Source organism: Shewanella sp. 10N.286.51.B7 (assembly GCF_002873615.1).
Lineage (GTDB): Bacteria > Pseudomonadota > Gammaproteobacteria > Enterobacterales > Shewanellaceae > Shewanella > Shewanella electrodiphila.
Genome location: NZ_MCUF01000056.1, coordinates 34,032 through 56,594, shown reverse-complemented (window position 1 = coordinate 56,594; position 22,563 = coordinate 34,032). Strand labels below are relative to the sequence as shown.

Sequence of the window (22,563 nt, the reverse complement as noted above, 5' to 3'; positions counted from 1 at the left end):
TAGAAAAAGATAAACATTGATTATGAGTTCTGTAGAAATATTTTCGCCAGCATCAACTGTAACTAAGCCTACTGAAAAGAAACAGTTAGAGCTTTTAGCGCCTGCAAAAAATGCTGACTATGGTATCGAAGCCATTCGTCACGGTGCAGATGCGGTTTACATTGGTGGCCCAGCGTTTGGCGCGCGCCATAATGCGGGTAACAGTGTTGAAGATATTGCTCGGTTAGCAGAATTTGCTCATCGCTATCATGCGCAAGTATTTGTTGCGCTTAATACCATCTTGATGGATGACGAAATTGAGCAAGCACAAAGCTTAATTTGGTCGTTATATGAAGCAGGCGTGGACGCGCTGATTATTCAAGATATGGGTTTGCTGCAATTGGATTTACCGCCAATTGCAATGCATGCCAGTACTCAAATGGATAATCGTACGCCTGAAAAAGCGGTGTTTTTAGAACAGGTAGGCTTCTCGCAAGTGGTGTTAGCCCGTGAGTTAAACTTACCGCAGATTAAGCAAATTTCTGATACAACAAAACTTAAATTAGAATACTTTGTCCATGGCGCATTATGTGTCAGCTACAGCGGTTTATGTAATATCAGTCATGCCTTTTCTAATCGCAGTGCTAACCGTGGTGAGTGCTCACAAATGTGTCGTCTTCCTTGTGATTTGTCGACTCGTGATGGTGAAGTATTAGCTGAAAATGAGCATTTATTATCCCTTAAAGATAATAACCAAACTGAGAATTTAGAAGCTTTGATTGATGCTGGCGTGACGTCATTTAAAATTGAAGGTCGTTTAAAAGACATCAGTTACCTCAAAAATGTCACCGCACATTATCGTCAACAGCTTGATGCGATTATTGATCGCCGCAATGATCTTGAGTCAATGTCTCATGGTCGCAGCGAATTTACTTTCACACCTGATCCTGAAAAAAGCTTTAACCGAGGTAAAACAGATTACTTTATTAATCAACGCACTGCCTTAATTGAGCATTTTAGTTCACCCAAATACATTGGTGAAAAGGTCGGTACTATTGTGGGTGTTGGCCGAGACTTTATTAAAGTCGACAGTGCAAAAGCCGGTAAAACCATTGAGTTTAATAATGGTGATGGCTTGTGTTTCTTCATTGATGGTTATCAGAAACAACGCTTGTCAGATAATAAAACCAAAGGCTTACGGGTTAACCGCGCTGATGGTAATACTTTATTTTTAACTGATGTCAGCAAAGATCTAAAAGTGGGTGTGGAGTTATTTAGAAACTTCGACCATCAGTTTGATGCGTTATTATCAAAAGACTCTGCCAGTCGTAAAATTATGGTTGATATGGTGTTAGATGATACCGAACAAGGTATTGCCTTAACGGTGTCGGATAACCATCAACACACTGTGACAATTGAACTTGAGTGGGCGAAAGAGCCTGCAAAAGATTATGCCAAAGCGGATGCGAATTTACGGACTCAGTTAGGTAAATTAGGTAACAGTGATTACCGTTTAAACCAGTTGCAAGTTAATTGCGCTAATCGTTGGTTTTTACCGGCTTCAGTGATTAATGGTTTACGCCGCGATGCGATTGCAGCTTTTGATGAAGCACGTATTAATGGTTATCAACGGCCTCTTAGAGGCGAGCATGATAAAGAAGCGCGTTTCCCGCAAAAGTATTTAAGCTTTTTATCTAATGTGGCCAATGATAAGTCTCGTGAGTTTTACGAGCAGCATGGCGTAATTCAAATGGAAGATACTTACGAGAAAAACCAAGTACTAACCGATGCACCATTAATGGTGACTAAGCATTGTTTGCGCTACAGCTTTAACTTATGTCCTAAAGAAGTTGAAGGGATTAAAGCCGACCCTATGGTGTTAGATATTGGTAAAGATAGATTGAAGTTAGTCTTTGATTGTCAGAAATGTGAAATGATGATTGTTGGCTCAAACCAATTAGTAAAACAGTAATTTTATTGATTAAAGATAAAAGTGCTCAAAATGAGTGCGAAATAGACAATGTTCGCGTAAACTGCGCGACCTTAATTTAAGCTGAGTTCAGCTAGGAAAAACCGAATAATGAGCAAAAGTAAGAAGTACGATTTTAGAGTATTAGCAGTTGGCGATACTTTTAAAACAGAAATCACTCGTCGTATGAGTGCAACTAAAACAATCGTGTCAAAAAGCCATGATGGCTTTACAACAGAAGATGAAGCTGTTGCATGGGGTCAAAAAGAGCTAACAGCCTTTATGACTACACAAGTTGAGCGTAATAAACGTAAAACTGAAAAGAAAATTAAAGCTAAATCAATTGCTGATGCCATTGCCGCAGAAGCATTAACGAATGAGTCTAGTGAAATTGATTTGACAGATTCAGCGGATGAGCTTGAAGATTAACAGTTAAAATAATACAGTAATACAACATTTTGGTGACATAGTTGCTGTATTTCTGTTTGAATTAACTACGTTTCACCTTTCAGCACCAATACCAAGGATGATTTCGGTATGAAAGCTAGCGCTACCCTAATAATATCTGGGGGGCTGTTGTTATTGAGCCCTTCAAATAATGTAGTGGCCAAAGAGCCACCACCATACATTAACGCCATAACAGCTAATTCAGATGCTGGTGGCGGTTCTGAAGAAAAACAGCTTTCAATCTTTTCTAATAAAGTGTCATTTGAGCTGCCTGTCGGTTGGAAAATGGCCTTTAATTCAGAAAAAGGCAATATGTATAAAGCTGAGTTTGTTCCTGCCGGTGAATCCCTCAATGATTGGTCTGCTTTATTCTGTATTCAAGGATTTGAAGGGTTGGCAACCGATATTGATAGCACTCAATTTCTTAATCGTTTTGCTGATACCTATAAAGATTCTTGCCAAGGCAGTGTGACGTATGAACAGCTTGGTACGACGCAAATTGGTGGCAAAGAAGCCGTTCACGGCATTATCGGCTGTACCAATATGAAGAATATGTATGGCGGTGCGACTGCGAGAACTCGTCAGGGTGAAATTGGCTATTATGCGGTATTAAAAGATACAGAAGATTTGTATCTGCTACATAAATCGATGAGAGGGGAAGTATTTAATGAATCTAACCCGCCACTTAATGGCTCAAATCATCGTGATTTTATTTCTAAAATGCTGCAACTTAAATTTCAGCGTTAAGCACTCGATATAGAGACTATTCTAAGTCGTGCTCTGTTTTATTATTTAAGCCATTCCCCTAGCGCAGGTCTCATTGCGACACCTTCATATTATTCAACCCTTATAACTAAGCGTTGAATAATATGAATGATCTTCATTCTTTATATTAAAAAGTAACTTTAACCAGTTATAATGCTGCCAATTGTTATATGGACTTGCATTTAAGCAAACATAACAATGTTATATGACCTCAATGAGAGTTATTTATAGTCAATTTTTTGTGGTGCCTATCGGCGTTTATCAATAGATAAGCAGCTAAGGGATAATCGGGAAACTAGTGAAAATCTAGTGCTGCCCCCGCAACGGTAATGGTGAGATCTGAGTGCGTAAGCTTGTTTGCTGATAATTAACCAGCAAAAGCGACGTTAAAAATTCAGCTTCGTTTGTCATGATACATGGCATCAACCTGAGTCCGGAGACCGGCCCAAAAAATGATTTTGAGATTTCGGTGGGCAGATCTCGAAATGTAGCCTTTTTTCGTCATTGTGAATGCTATAGCGCTTATGCGTGCTATTGGGATCACAAGATGCTTTATGCTGCGGCAACTATGCCCCATTTTTCCTTTTAGGAGTTAAAGGTAAATGGGTACTAATCCAACAAAAATCGCAACAGCACTTAGCTTAGTATTAAGCTTTTCAGCTGCCTCTATTGCTTCAATGTCTCTTGCTACATCAGCTTATGCTGAAACGACTGACAAGATTAAACCAGACGAAACCATTGTGGTTATTGGTCGTTCAGAGGCTGCACCTATAAATATTGCCGCAAACGTCAATGTTATTGATGCTGCAGAAATCGCAATGAGCGGTGCAACAGACTTAATTACACTTCTACGCAATCATAGCGGCATTCAAGTTGCAGATAACGGCTCTGGTGCTAGTTTTTCTATGCGCGGTTTTACAGCCTCACAAGCAGCAAACAATACATTGATACTTGTGGATGGTCGTCGTTTAAATAATATTGATATTGCCAGCCCAAGTATTAGTTCTGTGCCTTTAAACCAAATAGAGCGAGTTGAAATCCTATCGGGTAGTGCCGGTGTTTTATATGGAGATCAAGCCGTAGGCGGTGTTATTAACATTATTACTAAAGCCCCTAACGGTACCGGTGGTGGAGTGCAGCTTTCTGGCGGAAGCTTTAATACTTATGAAGCGAAAGGGGATATTGCTGGCGCAATAAATGATGATTGGCGTTATTTTTTATCTGGCAGCTATAACCAGTCTGACAATTATCGCCATAACAATGAAAGCGACACGGGGTCAATTTTAGGTCGGCTTCAATATCAAACAGCCACTCAAGACTTTTTTATTGAAGGCAGCTATTACGATGATAATCGTTTAGTACCAGGGGCAATAAGTGAAGATGAATTTAACGATGATCCTCGCGCCTCAAATAATAATGACAGTCAATATACACATGAAATGACGACCTCGGTACGTTCTGGTTATCAACATCAGTTAAACGAACAATGGGCAGTTAATGCTGAGGCAAGCTATACCGATACGTTAAGTACAGGCAACATTTGGAGTCCTAGTCGTAACTTGCGCAGTCAATTTAGCTTTTTGCCAAAAGCGGTAGCCAAGTATCAACTCGAAAATGGCGAAATGTCATTAGTAACAGGGTTAGACTTACTTATTGGTGAAGCTGACTTTACCTCTATGGGCCGCAGTAACAAACAAACCCAATATAGTGCATTTGTACAAGCCACAGTGCCATTAACAAAAACCTTATCTTATGTGGTTGGTGGACGCTATGCCAAAGCAGAAGACGAGCTGGTTGATATAGGTGTGTACCCCGAAGGCATTGACTTAGACCAAGATGCTCACGCGCTTGAATTGGGTTTAAACTATCGTCCAAACCAAGCACATCGTTTATATATTCGTGCTGATGATAATTTTCGTTTTGCCAAAGTCGATGAGCAAGCCTATACCGAAAAAGGCACGGTTGGATTAAAGCCACAAGTTGGGCGTTCATATGAAGCTGGATGGGATTGGAATCATAAAAACTCAGTAACCAGTATCAATGCGTATCGACTCGATCTTGAAGATGAAATTGTCTGGGACCCAAGTGCCCAAAAGCCAGATGGGGGAAATTTTGATGGCGCAAATGTTAATGCTGATGCATCTCGTCGTTATGGTGTTAGCGGTAAATACGAGCTCACGTTAGCTAAAAGCTGGCTTTGGGGTGTTGAATACAATTACATTGATGCTGAATTCACACAAGGCGAAAACCAAGGCAAAGCACTTTCTTGGGTGGCTAAGCATTCTGGTCGCAGCTTTGTGAATTACGACTTTGATGAGCATGTGAATGTCTTTGTAGAAGGCGCTTATACCGGAGAGCGCTTCATGGAGGGGGATAACGCCAACCAAGATGATAAGCTCGATAGTTATGTACTGACGAACATAGCGATAAATTATCAACGTCATGCATGGCAAGCGAGCTTACGTGTAGATAATTTATTTGATGAACAATATGTCAGTGCTGGATACTATTCTGATTGGGGCAACGGTTACTACTCAGGTAATGGCCGCTCAATTCGTTTGACTGCAGGATACCGCTTCTAAAGCTTGTTTGTTTAATACACAGTTATGCTTAGGCATAGCAGTGTAATTGACTAAAAACCTAAAGCCGACAAATTGCTTGTCGGCTTTTTGTTTGATTACGGATTAATTACTTGACCTTAGTGCCGCTTATGTGGATAAATTCCCTACTAGATATATAAAAATGATTAAAGGGAAGCAGTACAATATGACCTACCTTGAGCAACAAGTGCTAACTCAAGTCAAAGCCATTATTGGCAACGAAGAGCAGGTGATCGGTCGACGCGGTATTTTGATCCCTTTAAAGAAAGCACTTATTAATGAAGCTGATATTCGTATTCTCATTGATATTGTTTCAAGTGATCCTGCTTTAGCAGCCCATTTATTATGGCGCAGTAATACCGCTCAAGCTGGTGGTATTATTTCGACTAAAAATCGCAGTATCAAAGATGCGCTTATCCGTTTAGGCCAAGTTAATATCTACCGTTATGCTTTCTCATTCTATTTAAAAGAACGTTTAGATGAACTAAAAGAGCCTTATAGCAAATTGGTAAAGGGTTACTGGACGTTAACAGAGAATATTGCTGTTGATGCGGTTCAACATTTACGTGATATTGAAGAAAGTGACCAACCCATAGATATCGACGCTGATGAAGTGCAAACATTGGCGCTATTCAGTGTCTTTGGCCAAGTGATTACCTTAAGTGCGTTTGCATTTTTGAATGATGCTTCAGAGAAAGCGATTGCATTGCAAGTGATCAAAACCTTAATTGATACTCAGCAGCAAAGTTTGTCTATTGAAGCTTTTGAAGCATTAGGTTTAGATGATGACTTACGTAACGAATTTATGGTCGCCCATAATATTAATCAAACAGATAATCCTAACTCGGCAGGCATGGTGTTAAGGCATGTGCTTGCTAAGCGTAATGTATTGATAAACCCTCTTGCTGAGTTTGAATAACCTTCAGTAAGAGTGAATATAAAACCTTCAAACAATAATGCCACTCAATGAGTGGCATTTTTATGTGTTAACTTTCGTATGATGGAAGCCTCAGCTTTAGTGTTGCTGACTTAAACGTTGTAATTTCAAGCCTTCAGCAGCCACTAAGGTTAACCACTTTTGGATTAATGTGGTATTGGCAGCATTACGACGATAAGCCGCAAATAGTGGTCGCTTTAACCCTTCAGCGCCTAATTTAACTGAGGCAAGGTTTAGCCCATGGCTTTCGTTGATCGACCAGCTTGGTAAGGCTGCGATGCCGTCATTGCAAGCGACACGTTGTAGTAACATTGCGGTTAAGTCACACTGCTTTTGCTCACCGGCTTCAACACCAGCGGGCTCTAAAAAGTGCTTATAAATATCCAGACGTTGCAATGGTACTGGGTATGAAATCAAAGTTTGCTTAGCTAATTGCTCTGGTTTAATAAAAGCTTCTTTTGCCAGCGGGTTTTCATTAGCCACGACTAACTTTACCTCAAAATCAAATAGGTGCTGATAAGCCAGTGCATGACCAGGGACAGGATCTGATGTGAGTACTATATCGAGTTCGCCCATTTCTAATGCATTTAATGAGTCGAAAAGATGTCGGCTTGAAAGATCAATTCTGCCATCGGGCGCAAGTTGTTTAAATGCTTCTGTTACCGGCATTAACCAACGAAAACAGCTATGGCATTCAATACCCAACTTCAGTGATTGTGACTCACTATCCAAACCCTTTTTAAGGTCTGATTCAGTCACCATGACTTTAGGTAAAATTTCTTCAGCAAGATTTAATAATCTAGCGCCTTCTTGCGTGAATGACAGCGGTTTACTCTTTCGAATAAAAATAGATGAGTTAATACGGGTTTCTAATTCTTTAATCTGATGTGATAACGCTGATTGAGTGACGAAACGTTTTTTCGCGGCACCAGCAAGGCTACCACTTTCTTTAAGCGCCATAAGAGTACGAAGGTGTCTCAGCTCTATCATATTATCCTCACATGAATTCTGTTCAACTTGCGGGTGAAATCTATTCGATTGATTAATGGCAGAGTAACACAATAAACTTCTAGACGTCCAGACGCCTGTGTAATTAATTTACATAAATGTAGGTTAATTGTTAACTTATTGGTTGTTTTGATATAAAAATTACAAACTTAGGCTTTTTAAGTGTTTGAAGAAAATGGTAGTGAACAAGTAAATATCTGTGCTAAAGCGCTATATTCAGATGGAATTGCTTAAGAATCTTTAACAATAAGACCTAAAAAAACATTTAGCGAAGAGTTATCACCAAAAGGATAAGCCGTAATAGCACAAGCTTGTGTTCAGTTATTTTACGTAAAGCGACCGTATTGAATTAAGCGACCGTATTGAATAAAGCAACTAACCATGAGTGCTTAAAGCCTCAAGTGAGACCGTTGTAGTCTTAATCTACTAGGGCTGTGGCAGGCAAAGCCACTTCAGAGTTTATTGTTAACTATAAGAGTCATGTTCATTTATTATCTTGAAGTTACGCAGATTTTTATAGGTTATCTATACTCAGTCAATGTTCATAACAATACTGACGGAGTGATAATGAGCCATACTTATAAACTGATTGAACTGACAGGATCATCACCCATTAGCTCGGATGATGCGATTAAGAATGCGATTTCTGCGGCGAACAAATCTATTAAGCATATGCGTTGGTTTCAAGTAGTAGAAACGAGAGGACATTTGGAAGAAGGCTTGATTGCCCATTGGCAAGTGACCGTCAAGGTAGGCTTTACCTTAGATCAAAGTTAATACGTTCAATAATCAATTCACTTGAGTCGCGTCTAAACGAAAAAGCTCAGCAGTGGTTACTTACTGCTGAGCTTAAAATTTATCCCACAACTATTTTGACTGAAGGTGTTGTGTTCAAGATGTTGTGATCAAGGTGTTGTGGTCATAGTGGTAAGTCATGACCTATTTGAACAACAAGCCGTATTTACTATGCATCTCGTGGTAAGCCTTTCTCAATAGCTCGAACCACTCGCAGTGTCTTACGGCTGATTAACTCAGCATGAGCTTGTGAGTGTTGTTTGAGTGCCCAGTCAATATGTTCACTGACCATGTCATCAACTTCATCAGATTGTTTGCGTGCATTAAGTGCGGTCACGATATCATTATTAAAAGGCGCATTACCCAGTGCGACAGCAATATTTCTGAGCCAGTTTTTATGGCCGATACGTCTTATAGGGCTGCCTTCGGTTAATGACAAAAACTGCTTCTCTGACCAAGCAAATAAGGTTAATAATTCTGGCTGAATTAACTGATTGCGAATGTGGAAATCGGCTTGCTGAGTTAACGGTGCTTTGGCATTGATAGGACACACGAGCTGGCAATCATCACAACCATAAATACGGTTACCAATAGCGCGTCGAAACTCTTCAGGAATAGCACCTTGTAGTTCGATAGTTAAATAGGAAATGCATCGCCGACCATCAACTACATTATTGTCAAGAATCGCATTGGTAGGGCATGACTTTATGCAGGCTACACAAGTATTACAGCTTTGATTGAGTGGGATATCAATCGGTAGTGGCAAGTTGATTAACACTTCACCTAAAAAAAACCAGCTGCCAGCATCGGGGTTTAGTAATAACGAATGTTTACCGGTCCAGCCCAAGCCGGCCTTTTCGGCTAGTGGCCTTTCAAGCACAGGTGCTGAATCGACAAAGGGTCTAAAATCAATACCTGTCACGCCGATTTGTTGGCAATGGGCAACAATTCTATCACCCAGTTTTTTGAGTTGTTTACGAATTAACTTATGATAATCACGGCCACCAGCGTAGCGGGAGATATAACCTAAGTTAGGATTCGATAGGTTACTGGCAAATCCAGCTTCTGGGGGTAAGTAATCCATTCTGGCACTTAACACACGTATAGTGCCTGGATGCAGCTCATGGGGGCGCGCACGCATCATGCCGTGATTCGCCATATAACTCATTTCACCATGATAACCATTATCAAGCCATTGTTGCAGTTTGGGTTCTTCAGCTTTAAGGTCAGTATCCGTAATCCCTAATTGAGCAAAGCCTAATTCCTGCGCCCAGTTTTTTATTTGTAGCGAAAGCTCAGATAATTCTAGCGAAGTCATCTCACGGCTGAGACTCGATTCAACCGTTAATAATCTTGACGATTCAACAGATGGTTGATGCTCAATTTGAGTATCAGTTTTAGAATTTGGCATGCAGGAGTAACAGTGATTTATGATGACTAAGAGTTATTATACTCGCTATCGTCTTAGGCATCATCATGAAAGTAAACTACCTGATTACGGCCTTGATTTTTTGCTCGATATAACGCCTTATCTGCTTTTTTGATTAACTCTGTCAGGGTGGTTTCATCTTTAAACGTTGCTACCCCTGCGCTAATCGTGACAGAAAGGTTTTCGCTAATATGGCTAAAATCAAATGAATGTATGTCATTTAGAATGGACTGGGCTAGGTTAATTGCAGCTTGAGATCGCGCATTGGGTAGCAGTATTAAAAACTCTTCACCACCGACACGACCGATATGACTTCTACCGGTATGACTTTTACGCGTCATAGATGAATGTTGTTCTGACAAATGGACAACAGATAAGTTTTCTAAGCAAATTTGAGCTACAGCTTTGAGAACTTTATCGCCAGTGTCATGACCATGTTGATCATTAACGAGCTTAAAGTGATCGATATCGATAGAGATAATAGACAATGGTTGTTGGCGCTCTGACAATCGGGTAAATGTATTTTGTGCATTGCGATAAAAGCTTAATCGATTGGGTAATTGGGTTAATAAATCGGTTAATGCAAGTTGCTTTAATTGTTGAGACTTTTTATTAAAATAAAGACTAAAAATGATGAGTAATAATACGGATGCAAAGCCTAGAGCCAGCGTTAAAATTTGCAGCCTTTCATTGTCTTGTTGAATGATGAATTGTTGATCTTTCAACTCGTGATATGCCACTAACTCTGCATTTTCAGCTTCTATTTTTTCACTATCAAATTTAACCCGCATTTCTGTGCTAGCTTGATTTTCAAGGGCTTTATCTAACTTTAAATGGATTTCATACAGTGCAAGTTGCGCTTGATAAGCTTGTTGCCACTGTTCCAAAGATTCAAAAATTTCAACCTTGAGTTTAAGTAGCATTTCATGGCCACGTTTATTGTGGTTTTTATTAAAGCCGACAGTGGCTTTTTCAAGGTGAGGCAGTGCTTCCTTTGTTAACTTTAAGCCATGTTTTGCTTGGGCTTTATATAGATGTAAAAAGCTATAATGGGTATCAACCGATGGGCTAATGATGGCTTCGTATTTATATAAATAGTCTAGTGCTTGTTGATACTGTTCAAGTTGGATGAGCGCTGAGGACATATCCACAGCAACACGGGCGACAAATGTTGGGTCGCTTTGAGTTTCTTGGTAATAATTATAAATAGCTAAATAGTAATCAGCGGCTTTTTGAAATTCATCAATATCTTCAAAAGCATACGCCATGTCATTTTTGACTAGCATAACTAGAGCTATTTGATCGCTATCGCTAAAGGCTTGTTCGAGCTGGGAATAATATTTGAGAGCGTTTTCTGTTTCGCCTAAGCGGCGGTAAGTAATCGCAAGATCAAGTAAAGTTAAACGTTCTAAAGTCACTAACTTGAGCTTTTGATAACCCTCATAAGCTTGGAGTAAATTCTTAAGGGCAACGGCGAAATCACCTGTGTAGGAGGCGATTTGACCTAAGATGGAGTATGCATCTGCTGTCAGGCGCTGATCATTTATTTGCTGTGCATCAATAAGGGCTTGTTGCACCATCTGGTTGGCATCAGTAATTTCTCCTCGATAGCGAAGTAAGGTCGCCTCGCAAAGTTTGAGGTTGATTCTGATGTCGGCTGGCATCTCAGAGTAACGCTGATAAACATCGGTTAAGAATTTTTGCGCATTTAGGTTTTGTTGTTCTTCTAAAAAATTATACGCTAAGCATTGTTTGGGCAGTAAGCGGTAAGTACGAGCAATATCGCCATCATCAATAAGCTGCGCCATTTCGTCAATGAGGTTAGGGTAACTAGCATCATTGATATCGCCATTATCGATTAATATAAATATCTGTTCAAACTCAGGGTTATCGAATGCTTGAGTCGCTTCGTTAGCCCCTTTTTGTTCTGTTGCAGATACGGGCAAGGTCACGTTGAAAAAGAGTACAAACGTGATAAGACATACCATTTGGCGTAGGCTATAAATCCGAAGCATCAGAAAGTGCATCATTGGCCGTCCTCTCGCTGAAAATCAACTGGACTTTGATAATTCACATAGCCATCTCGGCCTGCATTTTTGGCTTGATAAAGTGCGATATCTGCTTTTTTAAGTAATGGGGAAATACTTGTTTCATTGCTTGTTGTTGCAATGCCGATACTGACAGTAAAACATTCGCTCATAGACAATGAATCAGTATCAATTAACTTAACTTGATTGTTTACTCTTCTAGCCAAACTTATCGCATCTTCAGCTTGCGCATTAGGCATAAGTAGGAGGAATTCTTCACCTCCTATTCGGGCCAAGGTGTCTTCTTTACGGCAAACTTCACTGATAGTGTGGGCGATTAACTGCAATGATATATCACCGACATCATGACCATAATTATCATTAACCGCTTTAAAGTGGTCGACATCGACCAGTAGAATCGAAAATGCCTGCTTTTTTCGAAATAAATGCTTAGTCACTTTATAAGCATAAAGTCGATTTGGCACCTCGGTTAACGGATCGGTTAATGCTAACTGTTTATATTGTATAGACTTTCTAATTAATTTTATAAAGAAGAACGCTAATATCACCAGCAAAATAAAGGTTAAGGCTATAGCGACATATTGCAGCTGCTGTTTCTTTGTTAAGGCTTCAAGCTGAGTGGCTTTTAGGGTTTGAAATTCAATCAATTGTTTTTGTTGTTTTTCAAGTTGGTGTGAGTCAAAGCGGATACGCATTTCTGAGTTAAACGTCGCCCAAGCGGCTTCATCCATTTGATTGTGAACAGTAAGAAATTCATGGTGCCAATGGTTTGCTGATTTAAAGTCGCCTTTTTCGGCAAATAACTCAGCAATGATGGGATAGATAATTGTTAACCCTTTCTTATTGTTATATTTGTCAAAACTGTTCTTTGCTTGATTAAAATGCTCGATTGCTTCCAGGTATCGTCCTTGGTGTAACCGTAATTCGAGGTAATAGGCATGCATATAGCCGAAGTGAGAGTAATTAATTGGCGTAATTAAAGGCTGTGCTTGATTTAGCCAACGCTCAGCTTCATCTAAACGATTTAGTTTAATGAGCGGAGCTGACATATCTACCGCCATTTCTGCTGCGTATAAGGGATTATTAGCAGTATTGGCCACAGCATATATTTTTTCAAAGTAATCAAGAGACTCTTGATAATCGCCGTTATCTAGCTTGATGTAAGCTAATGACTGCTCGACGATAGCCAGTAAGTTAGGTTTATCATTTTTGGTGAAATGCTCTTCAACAATATTGTAGTAATAGAGGGCTTTTTTGTTATCGCCTAAGCGTCGATATGAACTTGCTAGAGAGATAATATTAATATTGGCAGTGTTCCAATACCCAAGTTGCTGATATAGCTCAAAAGACAATGACAAATTGTCAATTGCACCTATAAATTGCCCTTTAAATAAGCTTAACTGACCAATAGAGAAGTACGCATCAGCAGTTAATTTTGCATCTTGGAGTGTTTGTACTTGAGTTAACACATCTTGATTAATTTGAGCTGCTTGCTGCAAATCGCCTAAATACATAAAAGCTCTTGCGCGGCACAAATTTAATAACACAGGTGTAGAGGGGACCGAAAAGCTTCTTGATGCTAAGTCATCAGTTTCATTTACAAAATCTTGTAGCTCATCTGGCTCGCCGGAAGGAATATGCGGGCAGGTTAGTGTTTTATACTGCTGCCATCTTTGGTGGTCATCCTCAGCAATCAAGGCTTTAAGTTCTAGTAGTTTTTCATCAATATATAATGAGCTCGTCAGTTGATCACTTTCAAACTGACTAAACAATTCATCAGCTGCTTCATTTTCTAAAGTATTTGCATCGGCTTTAAATGGTAATTGGCCGACAAACATTAAAATAAATAAAACTAAACCGATGAGGTAGTGTGTATTTTTGCGACAACGAATAAGTTTCTGCAAGGTGATTTATACCGTCTTAACGCAGTTTCTACCTGCTGACTTTGCTTGGTAAAGTGCATTATCAACTCGCAATAATAATGCTTCCAATTTGTTCTCATTGTTAAACTGGCTGACACCAGCACTGATTGTTTGGTTAAGCTCTGGCGATATAGCCTGCCAATCGGCATCAGCAATTTTATTGACTAATCTCTCGGCTATTTCTTTAGCCTGTTGTTCATTAGCACCAGGTAATAGAACCAAAAACTCTTCACCACCCACGCGGCCGACCGTATCAGATTTACGCATTAATTTTCTTGATACTTCTGCCATTAATACCAATACTTTATCACCAATATCATGACCTAAGCTATCGTTTACTTTCTTGAAATGATCAGCGTCAAATGAGATTAACGAAAAGTGAGTATTATCTTTACGTGCTTGTTCAATATAGTCTTTTGCTAAGTTATATGTTTGACGACGATTAGCTAATTGTGTGAGCTCGTCAGTTAAAGCGAGACTTTTAAATAATTGTTTTCTTTTAACTTGCTTAGCGGCATAAAAAGTCATAATGATTAAAATTATTGCTACAAGAAAGATAATCACTTGCTGTAATTCTTTATTTTTTTCCAATACTTTTAACTCTTGTTCTTTAACTCGCTGCAATGCTTGTAAAGTTTGATTCTCTGATTCTATTTTACCGGTGTTAAAGCGTGCTCGCATTTCGCTATTGCGATTACTTAAGCTTTTCTGATCAAGTTTAAGATGCAGTTGCAAATAATCTGACAAGGCTTCATGAGCTGACTGATAGTCTTCTAAAACCAGGTAGATTTTATTTCGTAGAGTATAAACTTGGCTTAAGCCACGTTCATTATTACTGACATCAAATGCGGTTTCAGCCTCTTGTGCAAAACTCAATGCTTGCTCGGGTTGATGTTTGAGTAATGCAGCTTGTGCTCTAAAGAGTTTCATAAAACTGAATAACCCATCGATTTCTTTAGTGATGATTTTTTCGGCATTATCTAAGGTTTCAATAGCGGCATCAACTTGACCTAGTTTTAATTGAACTCCCGCAATATCAACGCCAGCACCCGCAGTGAGGATAGGTTTGTCTTGTTTATTCCAGTAATGATAACTTTTTTCAAATCGTGCTAGCGCAAGTTCGTTTTTCCCAAGTTCTTCGTAGGAATAAGCAATCTGAGTATTGATGTCGATAGCATCCATTAGCTGATTGTTATCTAAATAGGCTTTTTCAAGTTTCTCCTGATAGGAAAGTGCCATTTGTGGATCGCCAAAGCGGCGGTAACTATTGGCGATTTCACTTAAGTTTACCCTGGCCCAATAGTTTAACTTGAGTTGCTCATACATTGACTGCGCAGGGATTAAATCTTCCAAAGCCCCTGTGTAATCACCTTCATAAGACAACATAGCACCTCGTAAACTCCTACCATCGGCGATTAAGCGCAGGTTTTCAATTTGATAGGCTTCTTGTATTGCTGCGTCGTAATCAAGTTTGGCTTGTTTTGGATTGCCTGAGTATTGGTAGTGAGATGCACGGCAAAGTAATAGTTCTGTATGCAGCGTTGACGGGTAGCTTTTTTGATGACGCAGCATCAAGTCTTCTGCATGCTTTATTGCTTGTTGAAATTCTTCAGAGGTTTCTGATGGGTGGTACCAGCAATGCAATGGAATGAGCTTTTCTTGTTGCTTGAGATCTTCTTGAGGAATTAGGGTTTCAAGCTCAATTATATAACCGGCTAGTTTTTCAAGATCACCTTCTTCACCCTCATCGAATATATCAAATAAATGATCAATTCTTTGCTGATTGTTAATGTCATTGGCATTAGCTGAAACAGTGTTATTTGCAAAACACAAGGATAAAGCTAATACAAAGTGCAGCAGGGTTTTAATCGAATAGTTCTCATATAGGTTTCTATGCCTAGCATTATTATGACATATAATTTGGTTTGTACAATTAAAGCCACTCAATGGGTTACTTGTATCTAAATGATCGATAAATTAAGCCAAATTAGGGTCTTAATGTTATCAAAGTAACAATGCTTATTGGTGCAAAGGTTAAATTCAGCTGAATGAAATGAGAACGACTAGTCAGGTGTGTACTCACTTTGATATTCTTTTATTTCATGTTTACTTGTTGATATGTCATTTAGCAATGAAAGACATTTAATCCAACCTTTCTGAGAGCAGGTTCGTAAGAATGTAGTCTATGCACAATGGACTTAGATAAAGGTTAATCAAACCGTTATAAAGTCAATTTAACAGCCAATTCCGTATATTACTTAATTGTACTTCTTTGGATATATAATGGCGCTTTACTGAATGAGTTGAAGCCATTAAGGTATGCCGCCTTTGCAGGATATACATCTATAGCAAACATCTCAGTAGCATTTGAATTTCAGCGGCACTATTAATTAAGAGAGAAATATACAATGAGTCATGTGACAGAAGAATATAAAGCAACAGCAAAGCAGGTGTCTTTTAATGTAGCCAATAAAGTACTGCCAATGGATAAATTACCAGAGACATTACTTGAAGCTTACGAAGGCTTGTTTAAAGAGTTAATTGAAGATAATGCTGGCTTGTTTAATAAAAGTTGGCAAGCCATGCCGGCAAGTGCGCAAAAATTGATGCCACAAGCTGAGTTCCATGGTTTTTATATTGCGAATGCGTGGATGCAGTTAAGCCGAGTAGCTCAAGAGATTGCTGACGATGCAGATTCTGACGAAGCGATTGATGAAAAAGAATATGACGGTGTATTTGGTCGTTTAGCTGAGCAATCACTGAAAGAAAGTATTAGAAAGTTAAAAAAAGCCCGAACGGATCGTTCGATGTTGAATAGTTTTAAACAAGTTATGTCGGCATAACTTGTTATAGCAAATGTTTGGAAACCCAATGACATCAATATTAGCCCACCAAATCAGTTGGCCTTGTGAACTAAGCGAGCAAACCAAAGCTGAGATTTTAGATCTTGCCATTGAGCTTGAGGGCATTGAAAAGTACGCCACTCTTTTAGACGGTGATCATCAGCGTGGCTTATTTTATTGTGCACAGGGGCTGGGAGCATTTGCGACCACAAGTTTAGATAATCGCCCATTGGCCAGTTTTATATTTGGCAAACAAATGTGGGTTGGCGCTGTGGCTATTGAGATTTTCCCTAAAATCAATTTATACACTTGTGAGCTTGAACCTATTAGAAGTTTATTTTTCCCTAAAAAGGATTTAAATGAACTAGCAAAAACTAATAGTGAAATTTATAAACTGTTATATAGCATCATGCGCACGAATACCCCTAAGCTTGTTCAAGGCATGCATTTATCTTTTTATGGCATAGAAGAGCGCATAGCATTTTTCTTACTTGAACTCGCTCGCAGTAAAAAGAATACGGATTTACCTAGAATTGAAATTAAAATTACTCAGCAGCAATTAAGTGAAATTGCTAATGTCAGCCGCCCTAGAGTCAATGAAGTGTTGAATAAGTTTTCTCAGCGAGAGCTTATTGAATTAGTCCGTGGCAAGATGATTATCAGTAACTACGCTGGTTTAAATAAAGCATTAGAAGATAAAGTCGTCATGTAATCGATGGTTTTACCTAAAAGAAAAGCCTAGCATTTGCTAGGCTTTTTCGTTTCGTAAGGTGCTGGTGTTAAGTAATACCAAAACCTTAAACTTAAGTCATTTAGAAAGAGGTACGTCTATAGCGACGGTACTCAGGCTCCCAAAAGTTACTATCAATTTTTTGTGTTAATAGTTCATCTGGACAAGGTAGAGCAAGCTCTTGTTCAATGGCTTTTTTCGCTACCGCAAAGGCAATGTATTTACTGACTTCTTGAATGTCTTCAAGTGCCGGCAATAATGAACCTGTACCATTTTTACCAAGTGGTGAGCACTCTGATAATGCAAGGCTCGATGCCATTAACATTTCGTCAGATACACGGGTTGCGCCACTCGCTAACACACCTAACCCAATACCTGGGAAGATAAAGCTATTGTTGCACTGGGCAATTTCGAAGGTCTCACCGTCAATAACTACGGGTTCAAATGGACTGCCAGTAGCAACCAATGCTTGGCCAGATGTCCAGTGCAGCACATCTTTCGGTGTTGCTTCAACGCGGCTAGTAGGATTCGACAATGGGAATACTATTGGACGTTCACAATGACTGTGCATGGCGCGAATAATTTCTTCAGTGAATAATCCTGGCGCACCAGAAACACCGATCAATACCGTTGGTTTAGCGTTGTTGACTACATCAAGTAATGAAATATGATCGCTAAAGCCATCCCATTGCTCAATATTGATCGTCTTTTGCGCTAGTTTTTTCTGGAAATCCAGTAAGGTCGGCATGTTATCAAGCAATAAGCCCCAACGATCGACCATGAATACTTGTGAGCGAGCTTGCTCATCTGAAATGCCTTCTGCCACCATTTGCGCCACAATGGCTTCTGCAATTCCGCAACCTGCGCTCCCCGCGCCTAAGAAAGCAACCCGTTGCTTACATAACTGCGTATCAGCTGCCTTACATGCCGCCAATAACGAACCAACAGTTACCGCAGCAGTACCTTGAATATCGTCATTAAAAGTACAGAATCTGTCCTTATAACGTTCAAGCAATGGCATGGCATTTTTCTGAGCGAAATCTTCAAATTGAATAAGTGCTTCAGGCCAGCGGCGATTGACTGCTTGCATGAATTCTTCGATAAAGTCAGCGTACTCTTCGCCGCCAATACGTGGATGACGAGAGCCCATATACATAGGATCATCTAACAGATTAGGGTTATCAGTCCCCACATCTAACGTAATTGCGAGGCAATATGCAGGGCTGATCCCGCCACAGCTGGTGTATAAGGATAATTTCCCAATTGGGATCCCCATACCGCCAATCCCTTGGTCGCCTAAACCTAAGATACGTTCACCATCGGTGACCACAATCACTTTCACTTTGTGGCGTGTCGAGTTATTTAGAATATCGTCAATACGATCTTTGTTATCGTATGAGATAAACAAACCGCGGTTACGGCGATAATTCTTCGAGAAACGCTCACAGGCTAACCCCACGGTAGGGGTATAGATGATAGGCATCATCTCACTGATATGGTTTCGCACTAATCGATAAAATAGGGTTTCGTTAGTATCTTGGATATTACGCAGATAAATATGCTTATCGAGGTCATTACTGAAACTTTTATACTGTTCATAAGCACGTGATGCTTGTTCTTCAATTGTTTCAATAACCCAAGGAATAAGCCCTTCAAGGTTAAAGTAAATGCGCTCTTCTTCGCTAAAGGCGGTACCTTTGTTTAGCAGAGGAGACTCAAGAATGGCTGGACCTGCGAAAGGAAGATAGAGAGGGCGTTTATTATCGTCCATTGGAAACCTTATTATCAGTGTCGAATTACTGTTATTTATAGCTAGGATTAGACGGCGATGACTGTCTAATAGTAGACGTTTTTTGTTATCGGAGAAGGTTAACACAAGTTATATTTTTTGTGGTCTGTTAAGTGAGCTATTTCACACTTTTTTTCTATTTGAATGTGAGCTGTGAATATTGAAAACGTTTGATGTGATTTGTTTGCGACTCAATGCTAATAACGATATTAACTAGATTGTGATAGGGATTGTGAGAGACAAGACTAGAGTGAGGGCAAATATGTCAATGAGTCATGACTCGTAACACTTTAGCAGCTGACTAAAACTAGAAAGGGACTCGATATTGATTAAATTAGATGCCATGCTGATTATGTACACAATTTCTACACTGTGAGGTACAAATGGCTCTTCCTTTAATTTGGCTTGGTACAGCGGCGGTAGGTGCAATTTTACTTGCTGATGATCGTAAACAGCGCAAGTCACTACAACATGAACGCCGCATGGGCCGCTCCCCAAAAGTACCTAATGAAAAGTCTGCGAGCCCGTTAACCCCAAGTATTTGGCATACCAGTGATGTACGTGTCGAAGCGGCACCTGGAGGCATTGTTTGTTGCTTTGTTTTTGGTGTGGTTGAGCATAGTGGTATTTGGGTGGGCGATAATCACTTAGTTGAACTTCATGGCAGCGGGTTAATAAGACCCGTATCAGCGCAGCGTTTTTTACAAGACCGGACAGGTAGACGCATATTTCAGGCATGTAATCACTTACATCAGCCTTTAATATCACCACAAGCACAGCAAAGAGCAGAGCAGGCAATATATCAATATCGCGAATATGATTTATTTAACAATAACTGTCATCGATTTGTATGGTCGTGTGTAAACGGAGAGGAAGTCGCAGTAAAGAGTTTCGAAAAACTGAATGCTTTATTAGCCGAAGAGTTTAAACAGGCCATTTATTGGGATGAAGTGACACTGAGCGAGCGATAAAATGACATAAAAAAGCACAGCCATTGCTGTGCATTTCAATGTTACATCAAACAGGGGAGTTACAGTTCAACACCACGGTGTTTGATTGATAGTCCATGTAAGAAGTTACGTAAAATCTGATCGCCACAAGTTTTGTAGTTCTTATGATCTGGATTACGGAACAAGGCACCTAACTCTGACTTACCGATAACGAAATCAGCTAACCCACAAATTTCAATAATGTCATCTTCGCGAAGCTCTAAAGCAATACGCAATTTTTTGAAGATTAAGTTATTTGTTAGGTTTTTAACAGGCGCTGGAACTTCACTGCCTTCACGTAAACCACGTTTTTCGATAATTAGTCCGTCTAAGAACTGACACATGACTTTGTCATTACAGGCTTTATAACCTTCTTCAGCTTCTTTCTTCAGTAAGCTAATGATTTCATCTGTGCTGACTTCAACATTGGCTTGAGCAAAAACTTTAATCATCTTTGCGTTTGAATAATCGAATACAAAACGTAGACGGCGAATAATATCGTTGTTAATCATATAAGTCTCTGGGCGCGGCTGCGCAGTTTTTTAAGCTGAGGATTATTGAGCCTAAGCTTAAATAAAAATTGGATGCGGATTATACCCATGATACTTCAAGATGCAAAGTCAGCAAGGCAAATAGTGCCAAGATGCTAGGCATAAAATTGAAGTATAGTTATTCTACATAGATATTTTATAACAACGCAGATTGGTGCTATTTGCCTTGCCCTATGGGGCGCAAGCTCGAAAACCACTGCTACATTGTAAGCTTTGAAAAGTGAACAACAATTACCTCAGCTTACGCCTTGCATTGTTATCCGAGATTGCGCCTGACAAAGCATCTTGAAGTAACATGGGTATATACCTGAAAATGGAGTAATAGTTCAGATTATCTGCAATTCATCGTCATTAAGAGAAGCTATTTATTGTATCGCAAGCTTCCAGTAAATGAATACCGCCGAAAACCCAACCAGATACACCAAGCCAAACCATGCCAGTAGTTTCATTTTGATACCGTAACGGTGTTTTTCAGGTAAGGCTTCACTGGTCATTAATCGTAGATTAAGCCACGCAAAAATCACTGTGGTTAGAAATGCCAATGTCATCACAAACTCAAGTAAAGGCAGCAGCGCTCCTTTAAAAAACAGAATAAGCCCCAGTCCTAATGCAGAAACAAGCAACATCACTCTTGTTAATCGCTTAGCGCAATCCTGTTGATTGTTGAGTAACTGCCAACCAATATCTAACGTTCGGCTATAACCGTCAATGACGGTCACCGTGGTACTAAAAATACATAAAAAAGCGACAGCAGCGATTAAAAATCGGCTTTGTTCACCCATGACATCGCTATACAAATCAATAAGCTGGCTTGCGAATTTAGCACCAGAATTAGAAAATACTTCGCCACTACCATGCATCACTAATGCACCAAGGGCTAAAAAAACTACCGCTAAAATAGCGGTAACAATAAAGCCCAAATTGAAGTCGAAAATGGCTTGCTTACTGGTCACCGTTTGGGTCTTTTTCTTTTCAATTAACCACAAAGAGTTCCAAGCACTGACTTCAATTGGCGCTGGCATCCAGCCCATCATAGCCACTAAAAAACCAACATAAGCCCATTGCCAAGGGCTCTCGGCTACCTCCGTTATAGCCGGTGCTTGGTAATGTTGCCAAGCAAGTGCGACTGCAATCAAGGTAGTTAAGGTTAAGGCCAGCATGATGACTTTGGTCATTTTATCCAGTAATTGGTAATGACCCAATATGAGAATTGCCAGTGAGCTCACTAGTACTAGGAATGCGAGTACATCAATCGGCAAAGGCACAAATTGGGTCAGCATAGCAGCAGTTAACATGCACACCCCCGCTGTACTGGCAATCGCTGCGATAGTGTTTAAGCAAGTAAACATCAGCAAATAGCCGCGTCCTTGCTTTAAATATCCATGGAGTAAACTTTCATCTGTGGCTGCGGTGTACCGAGCACCAGCAGCAAAGAATGGGTATTTGAGTAAATTAACGAGTAATACCACCCACACCAATTGCCAGCCAAACTCAGCTCCAGCTCGGGTAGAGGAAACTAAATGTGATGCGCCAATGGCGGCGGCGGCCATCAAAATCCCTGGGCCAAGGCTGGCAAAAAATGTGGCGGCTGAGTAATTACTGCTGGTGGCTTTTTGAGTCGTCTGCATCATGTTCTTATTGTTTGAGGTGAGATTACTATTCAGTTTCAAGATGATGTATGACTATGTCATATTTTGCTGAATGCGCAAAATAACAAATTGTTTACAAGATGTAAGTGATAAAGCGTTCTGTCACAACTGTT

The 22,563-nt window shown here is 39.8% G+C and carries 17 protein-coding genes and 1 riboswitch; of the genes, 9 read left to right on the top strand and 8 right to left on the bottom strand.

Features of this window, described 5'->3' with window-relative positions; all coding sequences use genetic code 11:
* Window positions 1-22 precede the first annotated feature (22 nt).
* The 5 genes from BCU84_RS15300 to BCU84_RS15280 all read left to right on the top strand — a co-directional run bounded on the left by BCU84_RS15300 (window position 23) and on the right by BCU84_RS15280 (window position 6,679).
* On the top strand, window positions 23-1,951 hold the full coding sequence (locus tag BCU84_RS15300; RefSeq protein WP_102528938.1) for a U32 family peptidase: 1,929 nt from the start codon (window positions 23-25) through the stop codon (window positions 1,949-1,951).
* A 108-nt stretch (window positions 1,952-2,059) separates the two neighbouring features.
* Window positions 2,060-2,377: a DUF3622 domain-containing protein gene (locus tag BCU84_RS15295; protein WP_102528937.1), complete on the top strand. Its 318-nt coding sequence runs from the start codon at window positions 2,060-2,062 to the stop codon at window positions 2,375-2,377.
* A gap of 108 nt (window positions 2,378-2,485) precedes the next feature.
* Window positions 2,486-3,142, top strand: coding sequence for a hypothetical protein (locus BCU84_RS15290; protein WP_102528936.1), 657 nt, complete (start codon window positions 2,486-2,488; stop codon window positions 3,140-3,142).
* Window positions 3,143-3,385: 243 nt separating this feature from the next.
* A riboswitch (cobalamin riboswitch) is annotated at window positions 3,386-3,624 on the top strand.
* A 138-nt stretch (window positions 3,625-3,762) separates the two neighbouring features.
* Window positions 3,763-5,742, top strand: a complete 1,980-nt coding sequence (locus tag BCU84_RS15285; protein WP_102528935.1) for a TonB-dependent receptor — start codon at window positions 3,763-3,765, stop codon at window positions 5,740-5,742.
* Between the two features lie 184 nt (window positions 5,743-5,926).
* Entirely contained in the window at window positions 5,927-6,679 is a 753-nt protein-coding gene (locus tag BCU84_RS15280; protein ID WP_102528934.1) for an HDOD domain-containing protein, read from the top strand.
* Between the two features lie 96 nt (window positions 6,680-6,775).
* Here the strand turns inward: BCU84_RS15280 and BCU84_RS15275 are convergent, their stop codons facing one another.
* On the bottom strand, window positions 6,776-7,687 hold the full coding sequence (locus BCU84_RS15275; RefSeq protein WP_102528933.1) for a LysR family transcriptional regulator: 912 nt from the start codon (window positions 7,685-7,687) through the stop codon (window positions 6,776-6,778).
* Window positions 7,688-8,272: 585 nt separating this feature from the next.
* Here BCU84_RS15275 and BCU84_RS15270 point away from each other — a divergent pair.
* Window positions 8,273-8,482, top strand: coding sequence for a dodecin (locus BCU84_RS15270; protein ID WP_102528932.1), 210 nt, complete (start codon window positions 8,273-8,275; stop codon window positions 8,480-8,482).
* Between the two features lie 187 nt (window positions 8,483-8,669).
* Here the strand turns inward: BCU84_RS15270 and queG are convergent, their stop codons facing one another.
* The 4 genes from queG to BCU84_RS15250 form a co-directional block, all read right to left on the bottom strand.
* Window positions 8,670-9,818 carry a tRNA epoxyqueuosine(34) reductase QueG gene (gene queG / locus BCU84_RS15265; protein WP_102528953.1) on the bottom strand — a complete coding sequence of 383 codons (1,149 nt, stop codon included), beginning with the start codon at window positions 9,816-9,818 and terminating at the stop codon, window positions 8,670-8,672.
* Window positions 9,819-9,964: 146 nt separating this feature from the next.
* Window positions 9,965-11,959: a diguanylate cyclase gene (locus BCU84_RS15260; protein WP_102528931.1), complete on the bottom strand. Its 1,995-nt coding sequence runs from the start codon at window positions 11,957-11,959 to the stop codon at window positions 9,965-9,967.
* Window positions 11,956-13,881 (bottom strand): diguanylate cyclase, encoded by a 1,926-nt coding sequence (locus BCU84_RS15255; RefSeq protein ID WP_102528930.1) that lies wholly within the window; start codon window positions 13,879-13,881, stop codon window positions 11,956-11,958. Before BCU84_RS15255 ends, BCU84_RS15260 begins: the two co-directional genes overlap by 4 nt.
* Window positions 13,882-13,887: 6 nt before the next feature.
* Window positions 13,888-15,732 (bottom strand): GGDEF domain-containing protein, encoded by a 1,845-nt coding sequence (locus tag BCU84_RS15250; RefSeq protein ID WP_102528929.1) that lies wholly within the window; start codon window positions 15,730-15,732, stop codon window positions 13,888-13,890.
* A 575-nt stretch (window positions 15,733-16,307) separates the two neighbouring features.
* Between BCU84_RS15250 and BCU84_RS15245 the strand changes: the two genes are divergently transcribed.
* Entirely contained in the window at window positions 16,308-16,742 is a 435-nt protein-coding gene (locus BCU84_RS15245; protein WP_102528928.1) for a DUF3069 domain-containing protein, read from the top strand.
* A gap of 28 nt (window positions 16,743-16,770) precedes the next feature.
* A complete protein-coding gene (locus BCU84_RS15240) occupies window positions 16,771-17,454 on the top strand; it encodes a Crp/Fnr family transcriptional regulator (RefSeq protein WP_157936230.1) in 684 nt (227 codons plus the stop codon).
* A 100-nt stretch (window positions 17,455-17,554) separates the two neighbouring features.
* Here BCU84_RS15240 and BCU84_RS15235 read toward each other — a convergent pair whose 3' ends face one another.
* Entirely contained in the window at window positions 17,555-19,243 is a 1,689-nt protein-coding gene (locus BCU84_RS15235) for an NAD-dependent malic enzyme (RefSeq protein WP_102528926.1), read from the bottom strand.
* Between the two features lie 401 nt (window positions 19,244-19,644).
* Between BCU84_RS15235 and BCU84_RS15230 the strand changes: the two genes are divergently transcribed.
* Window positions 19,645-20,232 (top strand): hypothetical protein, encoded by a 588-nt coding sequence (locus BCU84_RS15230; RefSeq protein ID WP_102528925.1) that lies wholly within the window; start codon window positions 19,645-19,647, stop codon window positions 20,230-20,232.
* A 59-nt stretch (window positions 20,233-20,291) separates the two neighbouring features.
* On the opposite strand, the gene BCU84_RS15225 is transcribed toward BCU84_RS15230, so the two are convergent.
* Both BCU84_RS15225 and BCU84_RS15220 read right to left on the bottom strand, forming a co-directional pair.
* Window positions 20,292-20,762, bottom strand: coding sequence for a DUF1456 family protein (locus BCU84_RS15225; RefSeq protein ID WP_102528924.1), 471 nt, complete (start codon window positions 20,760-20,762; stop codon window positions 20,292-20,294).
* A 404-nt stretch (window positions 20,763-21,166) separates the two neighbouring features.
* Window positions 21,167-22,429: an Nramp family divalent metal transporter gene (locus tag BCU84_RS15220; protein ID WP_102528923.1), complete on the bottom strand. Its 1,263-nt coding sequence runs from the start codon at window positions 22,427-22,429 to the stop codon at window positions 21,167-21,169.
* Between the last annotated feature and the right edge of the window lie 134 nt (window positions 22,430-22,563).

Excerpts from the sequence above, each read along its gene's own strand:
- BCU84_RS15300 (WP_102528938.1), top strand. The coding sequence starts at position 23 with ATGAGTTCTGTAGAAATATTTTCGCCAGCATCAACTGTAACTAAGCCT.
- BCU84_RS15295 (WP_102528937.1), top strand. The coding sequence starts at position 2,060 with ATGAGCAAAAGTAAGAAGTACGATTTTAGAGTATTAGCAGTTGGCGAT.
- BCU84_RS15290 (WP_102528936.1), top strand. The coding sequence starts at position 2,486 with ATGAAAGCTAGCGCTACCCTAATAATATCTGGGGGGCTGTTGTTATTG.
- BCU84_RS15285 (WP_102528935.1), top strand. The coding sequence starts at position 3,763 with ATGGGTACTAATCCAACAAAAATCGCAACAGCACTTAGCTTAGTATTA.
- BCU84_RS15280 (WP_102528934.1), top strand. The coding sequence starts at position 5,927 with ATGACCTACCTTGAGCAACAAGTGCTAACTCAAGTCAAAGCCATTATT.
- BCU84_RS15275 (WP_102528933.1), bottom strand. The coding sequence starts at position 7,687 with ATGATAGAGCTGAGACACCTTCGTACTCTTATGGCGCTTAAAGAAAGT.
- BCU84_RS15270 (WP_102528932.1), top strand. The coding sequence starts at position 8,273 with ATGAGCCATACTTATAAACTGATTGAACTGACAGGATCATCACCCATT.
- queG (WP_102528953.1), bottom strand. The coding sequence starts at position 9,818 with ATGACTTCGCTAGAATTATCTGAGCTTTCGCTACAAATAAAAAACTGG.
- BCU84_RS15260 (WP_102528931.1), bottom strand. The coding sequence starts at position 11,959 with ATGATGCACTTTCTGATGCTTCGGATTTATAGCCTACGCCAAATGGTA.
- BCU84_RS15245 (WP_102528928.1), top strand. The coding sequence starts at position 16,308 with ATGAGTCATGTGACAGAAGAATATAAAGCAACAGCAAAGCAGGTGTCT.
- BCU84_RS15240 (WP_157936230.1), top strand. The coding sequence starts at position 16,771 with ATGACATCAATATTAGCCCACCAAATCAGTTGGCCTTGTGAACTAAGC.
- BCU84_RS15235 (WP_102528926.1), bottom strand. The coding sequence starts at position 19,243 with ATGGACGATAATAAACGCCCTCTCTATCTTCCTTTCGCAGGTCCAGCC.
- BCU84_RS15230 (WP_102528925.1), top strand. The coding sequence starts at position 19,645 with ATGGCTCTTCCTTTAATTTGGCTTGGTACAGCGGCGGTAGGTGCAATT.
- BCU84_RS15225 (WP_102528924.1), bottom strand. The coding sequence starts at position 20,762 with ATGATTAACAACGATATTATTCGCCGTCTACGTTTTGTATTCGATTAT.
- BCU84_RS15220 (WP_102528923.1), bottom strand. The coding sequence starts at position 22,429 with ATGCAGACGACTCAAAAAGCCACCAGCAGTAATTACTCAGCCGCCACA.